The organism is Streptococcus pseudopneumoniae, from assembly GCF_001072315.1.
In the GTDB taxonomy this organism is placed as follows: domain Bacteria; phylum Bacillota; class Bacilli; order Lactobacillales; family Streptococcaceae; genus Streptococcus; species Streptococcus pseudopneumoniae_R.
Window position 1 is genome coordinate 1 of sequence record NZ_JVLI01000002.1, and the last position, 1030, is coordinate 1030.

Genomic DNA, 1030 nt, shown 5'->3' on the forward strand with positions numbered 1-1030 from the left:
ACCAATCAGGTAGACCAAAGAAGTAAATAGCAATTGTCCCTGAGACAGCTATTATCAAACACACGTATAGAACAAGCATTCTAGTAGTTAGACCAAATAGAATTGGCTTGTCCTCGTTTTCAAATTCTCTTAAAAATTCTGATCCAATTTTTTTCAATTAGTTTCCTTTCATACAAAATAACATCGATCAATTCTAATTTCTCTAGACATGGATTATACTCCTAAAAGTTGCTTGGCTTTTCGACTAGTTCCAACAAGTGTAAAGATGTATATTACACCTTTAGCAATTGACGCAAAGGCTGTCCCCCAACTTCCGCTAGTTCCTGCTGCCACTTTTAACATATCTGTAGTGACTAAACCATTATATACAACAGATACTACAATTAGAATAACTCCGATAAAGGCTGAAGCTGCAAAATATTTCAGGAAGTTAATCGTGACAGTTCGTAAAGAATCCATCATAAAGAAAGCTACCAATAATGGAGCTAAAGCCTTAAGCATATACAAGTCTAAATACCTTAGGAAGATAATAATTCCAAGTATTATATTAGCTATGAATTCAGTTAGTCCACCGACTAGACCAAAAATACTTTTCTCAAACCAACCTTTGACAGCACCTTGCGCATATTGATATTTATCAAGTTGTGAAGGTACTACATGAGCAATTACCTTCACAATAATATTAAGCAACTCTAGAATGGCATCGCAAATTTGAGATGAGGCAGAAATCATGATGAAAGCAAATAAATACTTCATCAAGGCCTCTAACCATATCTTTTGGGTTAGCGAACCTCCTCTCGACTTGACCATTTGTGACCACGATGCCATCTCAAACCAGAAAAAAAGACCTAAAAGGATATACCCAATAGGTCGGACTGCATCAGCCATCATATTTACAGCTTGGTTTGTCGCAGAGCTGTAACTGGAAAGAGAACTAGTTAGCTCTCTAATATCTAAATTCATAGGTTACTCCTAAAATTTTAGCTGAGACAGTGATGCAACGACTGCGGCCGCAATCCCTGCAGAAGCA

The 1030-nt window shown here is 36.9% G+C and carries 1 protein-coding gene; it reads right to left on the bottom strand.

Going from position 1 to position 1030, the window contains the following annotated elements:
* Positions 1-213: 213 nt before the first annotated feature.
* Positions 214-963 carry a hypothetical protein gene (locus tag ADH54_RS00015; protein WP_049523233.1) on the bottom strand — a complete coding sequence of 250 codons (750 nt, stop codon included), beginning with the start codon at positions 961-963 and terminating at the stop codon, positions 214-216.
* Between the last annotated feature and the right edge of the window lie 67 nt (positions 964-1030).

What these genes read in the sequence shown, in the direction of transcription:
- ADH54_RS00015 (WP_049523233.1), bottom strand. Translation starts at nt 963, where the DNA reads ATGAATTTAGATATTAGAGAGCTAACTAGTTCTCTTTCCAGTTACAGC.